This window comes from Halobacillus sp. BBL2006 (assembly GCF_000786645.1).
Taxonomy (GTDB): domain Bacteria; phylum Bacillota; class Bacilli; order Bacillales; family Halobacillaceae; genus Halobacillus.
Genome location: NZ_JRNX01000607.1, coordinates 1 through 5,324, shown reverse-complemented (window position 1 = coordinate 5,324; position 5,324 = coordinate 1). Strand labels below are relative to the sequence as shown.

At 41.5% G+C, this 5,324-nt stretch carries 7 protein-coding genes; 2 read left to right on the top strand and 5 right to left on the bottom strand.

What is annotated here, in order from left to right; all coding sequences use genetic code 11:
- Positions 1–117, top strand: a 117-nt coding sequence (locus LD39_RS22275) for an arginine deiminase family protein (RefSeq protein ID WP_231572599.1), incomplete at its 5' end; no start/stop codon positions are given.
- Positions 118–229: 112 nt separating this feature from the next.
- Here LD39_RS22275 and LD39_RS16820 read toward each other — a convergent pair.
- The 5 genes from LD39_RS16820 to LD39_RS16800 form a co-directional block, all read right to left on the bottom strand.
- On the bottom strand, positions 230–793 hold the full coding sequence (locus tag LD39_RS16820; protein WP_035550220.1) for a TetR/AcrR family transcriptional regulator: 564 nt from the start codon (positions 791–793) through the stop codon (positions 230–232).
- 1 nt (position 794) lies between these two features.
- On the bottom strand, positions 795–1,502 hold the full coding sequence (locus LD39_RS16815) for an MBL fold metallo-hydrolase (RefSeq protein ID WP_035550218.1): 708 nt from the start codon (positions 1,500–1,502) through the stop codon (positions 795–797).
- A 266-nt stretch (positions 1,503–1,768) separates the two neighbouring features.
- A complete protein-coding gene (gene copZ, locus LD39_RS16810; RefSeq protein WP_035550217.1) occupies positions 1,769–1,969 on the bottom strand; it encodes a copper chaperone CopZ in 201 nt (66 codons plus the stop codon).
- 27 nt (positions 1,970–1,996) lie between these two features.
- Positions 1,997–4,402: a heavy metal translocating P-type ATPase gene (locus LD39_RS16805; protein WP_035550215.1), complete on the bottom strand. Its 2,406-nt coding sequence runs from the start codon at positions 4,400–4,402 to the stop codon at positions 1,997–1,999.
- Positions 4,403–4,414: 12 nt separating this feature from the next.
- Positions 4,415–4,732 carry a metal-sensing transcriptional repressor gene (locus LD39_RS16800; RefSeq protein ID WP_052158923.1) on the bottom strand — a complete coding sequence of 106 codons (318 nt, stop codon included), beginning with the start codon at positions 4,730–4,732 and terminating at the stop codon, positions 4,415–4,417.
- A gap of 139 nt (positions 4,733–4,871) precedes the next feature.
- On the opposite strand from LD39_RS16800, the gene LD39_RS16795 reads away from it, so the two are divergent.
- Positions 4,872–5,324: DUF4396 domain-containing protein (locus LD39_RS16795; protein WP_035550212.1), on the top strand; the 453-nt coding region annotated here is incomplete at its 3' end.

The window sequence follows — 5,324 nt, the reverse complement described above, 5'->3', positions numbered from 1 at the left end:
TTCTCTCATCACCCTAAGCTGAAAAACAAAAGGCTGATCGAAGTCGATGTCAATGAACTTGAAAAAGGAGGCGGTGGTATTCGGTGTATGACGATGCCTATCGAGCGTGTTGAGTAAGGGAAAGATTATTTCCTCAAATATTAAAACCCGAATAACGATGCACTTTTATGTAAGTGTCCGATATTCGGGGCATCCATATGAATAAGCATTGTCTTATAACTAACTATGCCTATCCTTCTAAACCTTTAAGGTAGTTGTCTAAGATATAGGACTGGGAATCTTCAATCGGTATAGAGAGTCTGAACCCTCCCCTTTGATTTAAGTCGACAAAACCATGTAGGATACTCCTTAACCCGCGTATGGCGTGGATCATCTCCTTTTCACTTAATGCATACACTTCCAGAGCATCCCGGATCAAGTTCACAATTGATTCACCTGCTTGTTGAACATCTTTTTTTATTGGGTCAGGCGCCGATAACGTAGTTTCGTATATACCAGGATGCTTTTCAGCAAATTGCAAATAGGCTTTTGCAATCGATTTAATCGACTCAGCACCGTTTTTTTTAGAGTTTGTAGCCGCCTTTAGATATTGGTGTAACAACTTAAGAGCTTCTATGGCCAATGATTCCTTTAGTAGAGGCAAGCCTTTGAAATGATTATACAAAGATGGAGACTTGATATTAAGCTCTTTCGCCAATGTTGCCATTGTTACACTATCTACACCCTGAAAGTCAGCTATTTCTAAAGCTTTTTTTACTATGATATCTTGATTTAACCCAGCTCTAGGTGACATCTTACCTCTCCTTCCGCTTCGCTCGTTCAATAGCTGTTTTCATTTTTTCTATCGGGTCGATGATCCAATCTCCATGACCTACTGCTAATAAAGAAGGCTCATAAGTTAATAAGCGTTCAGCTGCTTGAACGGCTACAGATTTATTCCATGTAGCCATAGCTGGAAAAGGAAAGCTCCACCGAAGATCTCCCGCCACAGCTATCCCTCCTCTGGTCTGAAAAGCGTCTCCAACAATGAGACTGTTGGTGCGAGGATCTAAAAATGACATCATTCCAGGAGTATGGCCTGGCGAGTCAATTGCTAAAAGAGAGCCAATACGGTCTCCATCAACCAGTAAGTGATCTGGAACAGTAGTTATCCCTTTAGGAACTCCACCTTTGATCGGCTGGTCGCCTTCTCCCTCCTCTAAAGTGACATCACCTTGAAAGATTTTCATTTCCCGTTTTGGCAGATAAACTTCCACACTTGGCAAAGCTTTTTTTAACCCATCAAGTGCTCCGACATGGTCGCTATGAGCGTGGGTGATTACGATTTTGGTCAGAGGTTTTCTCAACTTCTCTGCAGTTTTCAATATCCCTTTAAGACTAAAAGATAGCCCGGTATCAATTAAGGTTAGTGAATTTTCTTCTTCAACAAAATAACAATTGACTGGGAAAAAGTTCGGCATAAGCGAAAGTTGGTACAAATGTTTATGATAAGTTACTTTCAAAGGATAGCCCCCTAAAAAAACTAATGGTATTAGTTTATATTATAACTAATACCATTAGTTTTGCAACTTTTTTTTTAATGTGACGTGATTTTTCATGTATAAAATTCACAATCTTCGATACCTAGTTAAAAGGATGGTAGGTCAACTATATGTTAAATCCAAGACAAGCCTAAAATAAAACACAAGGAAAATTTACGCTGCGATAAATTAAAAAAAGAGGCTGCAATGATCATTGCAGCCTCTTCCTCCTTATTAGAATATCCAATTCAAGAAACAACATCGTAACCTTGTTCTTCAACCGCTTCTTTCATTTTGTCTTCCTGTACACCATTGTGAGAAACTTCTACGTCGCCGCTCTCAAGATGGACGTTAACTTCCTCTACACCCTCTAACTCTTGTAGAGCTCCTTTGACAGCTTTTTCACAATGTCCACATGTCATACCTTCGACTTTAAGTGTAGTTTGCATTATTGATGCATCTCCTTTCCTAAGCATTTATATTTTTGCCCGCTTCAAACGAAGTGAATTACTTACGACACTCACAGAACTGAAGGCCATTGCCGCACCTGCCACCCAAGGGGCTAATAAACCAATAGCTGCTACAGGGATACCAGCCGTGTTATAAGCCAGCGCCCAAAACAAGTTTTGACGAATATTTTTCATCGTTTTCCTGCTAAGAACAATCGCTTTGCTTAGATGCAATAAGTCGCCACCCATCAAGGTGATATCAGCCGTTTCAATTGCAACGTCGGTTCCCGTCCCAATTGCAATTCCAATATCCGCTGTAGCGAGAGAAGGAGCGTCGTTAATTCCATCCCCAACCATCGCTACTTTTTGTCCCTGACTTTGTAATTCTTTTACCTTTTCAGCTTTCTCTTCTGGTAAAACTTCTGCAAAAACCCCATCGATGCCTACCTGGGAGGCAATTGCCCGAGCTGTTCGCTCATTATCGCCAGTTACCATGTATACCTCAAGACCCAGTTTTTTTATTTCCTGGATCGCTTGCTTCGACGTTTCTTTCACAGTATCTGCTACAGCCACATAGCCTTTGATCACGTTATCCACCGCAATGAGCATAGCCGTTTTTCCTTCTTCTTCTAATTTGGATAGTGTTGCATTGTATTTTTCGTATGAGAGATTTTCGCGTTCCATTAATTTACGTGTACCAATGTGGAGGCGTCTTCCTTCTACATCCGCCTGAATACCATATCCAGGAATAGCTTCAAAATTTATCGCTCCTTCCGGCTCTAAAGCTTTTTCCACTCCATAAGAAACTATAGCTTCAGCCAAAGGGTGCTCTGACGCTTTTTCTGCTGCTACAACATCTTTAAGCAAGGAGTATTCGTCACCAGCAAAAGCAACAAAGTCGGTGACTTCTGGCTGCCCTTTAGTTACCGTACCGGTTTTATCCAGTAGGACCGTCGTCAAGCGATGAGTCCCTTCTAAATACTCTCCACCTTTGTAAAGGATGCCTTGCTCTGCCCCTTTTCCTGTTCCGACCATAATCGAAGTCGGAGTAGCGAGTCCAAGTGCACAAGGACAAGCAATTACAAGCACCGCAATCGATGCCTCAAGGGCTTGTGGCAGTTCACCTGGTGCAACAAACACATACCAGACTATGAAGGTGAGTAGAGCGATTCCCACTACAATCGGTACGAAGATACCAGAAATCACATCAGCCGTTCGCTGAATAGGGGCTTTAGATCCCTGCGCTTCTTCTACGATCCGCACAATACCTGAGAGCGCTGTATCTTTCCCTACTCGCTCAGCTTTCATCTGAATGGTTCCATTTTTATTTATAGTTGCCCCTATTACAGGGTCATTTTCGTTTTTCTCGACAGGTAATGATTCACCTGTGATCATTGATTCATCAACAGAAGAAGATCCCCTTAAAATCATACCGTCTACGGGTATCTTCTCTCCAGGTTTGACCATTAATACATCGCCAACCTGAACTTGATCAACAGGTATTTTCTCTTCTTTTCCATCCCGAATAACCGTAGCTACCTTTGCCTGAAGATCCAAAAGCTTAGTAAGCGCAGCTGTCGTCCTTCCTTTTGCTAAAGCCTCGAAAAGCTTTCCGACTAAGATAAGGGTGATCAGAACGGCACTGGTTTCAAAGTAAAGCTCTGGCTCAAGGTCTGGATTCAATTGCCAGCGTAAGGTTTCTACCACACTGTAAAAATAAGCGGCGGATGTGCCTAAAGCGACGAGTACATCCATATTCGCGCTTTTGTTACTTAATGCCCGATAAGCTCCCATATAAAACGGAGCACCGATATAGAACTGTACAGGGGTCGCTAATATAAATTGAAACCAAGGGGTCATGAATAGACTTGGAACAGGTATTCCAAGATCCCAAGGCAAGTGCCCAATCATTGTATAGAGAAGGGGTAAGGAAAGAATTGCAGAAATCCATAGCTGGCGCTTCTTTCGCTTTATTTCTTCTTCTTTATAATCTGCTTGTTCTTCTCGATCTTTTTTTACAACTGCTTCGTAACCGAGCTTTTTCACCTTACTGATAATTTCATCGACAGAGATAGTTCCAGGATCATATTCAACGACTCCAGCTTCTGTCGCTAAATTCACAGTCGCTTGATCCACTCCGCTCGTTTTATTTAAAACCTTTTGAATCCGTGATGAACAAGCCGAACAAGTCATGCCGTGAATATCTAGCTCGATACGCTCTTTTTGCACGCCATACCCAAGCTTCTCAATTCTTTTAGTAATATCATTCGGCTGGACTTGATCAGCATCGTATCTTACTGCCGCTTTTTCCATTGTTAAATTCACATTCGCTTCAACCCCGTCCATCTTGTTCAACACTTTTTCGATTCTTGTTGAGCATGCAGAACAGGTCATGCCAGTAATTCCAATGTTCATACTTTTTTGTTCACTCATGATCGAGCCTCCTTATTTGGAGAATTGCTGAATCACCTTCATTAACTCATCAATAGCTTCTTCGCCTTCCCCTTTTTTTATCGCACCTGCGACACAATGATGGGTGTGTCGTTCTAATAGAGAAAAACCGACTTTATTAAGCGCATTGTTGATCGCTGAAATCTGGACAAGAATATCCACACAATAGCGGTCTTCTTCCACCATTTTCTGTATTCCTCTGACTTGACCTTCTATACGTTTCAAACGATTCAGGACAGCTTGCTTTTCCTCATCCGTTCTGGGCTTCATAGGTTGTTTACCACTATTTTCAGGCAGCATATTTTCACACATAATCTTTTCCTCCTGTTATTTGTAATATACCCCTCATAGGTATAATTAGTCAATTGAGACACTTGTTTTTCAGTATATGTTTCAAAAAATACACTTAGGGGGTATGGGTTATTAAACACTAAATTCTTGAGGTGATTGGATGTTAGCTCTTATATCTTGGATTGCATTAAGCATTGGTTTAATTTGCTCTATCATCATCATAGTTGATGTTATCAGACATCCACAAATGATGAAGGTTATGAACTTTGTCTGGCCGATTAATGGGTGGTTTTTTGGACCGATTGCTTTGTGGACCTATTTTAAATGGGGACGCCTAAAGTCGAAGGACAATGAAAGAGAAGACCATCGAGAAAGGCCTGCTAAAGTTTTTGTTTCTACAAGTCACTGTGCTGGGGGATGTACATTCGGTGATGCAGTCGGAGTTCCTATTGTGGCGCTCACCGGTTTAACGATAGCTGGGTCCACCCTTTTTGCCCATTATACCGTTGAATTTATTTTAGCGTATATCTTCGGCATTATCTTTCAATTTTATGCTATTTACCCGATGAACAAAGAAAAGGGCGTCATGGGTTCGATTAAAGCAGCCGTCAAA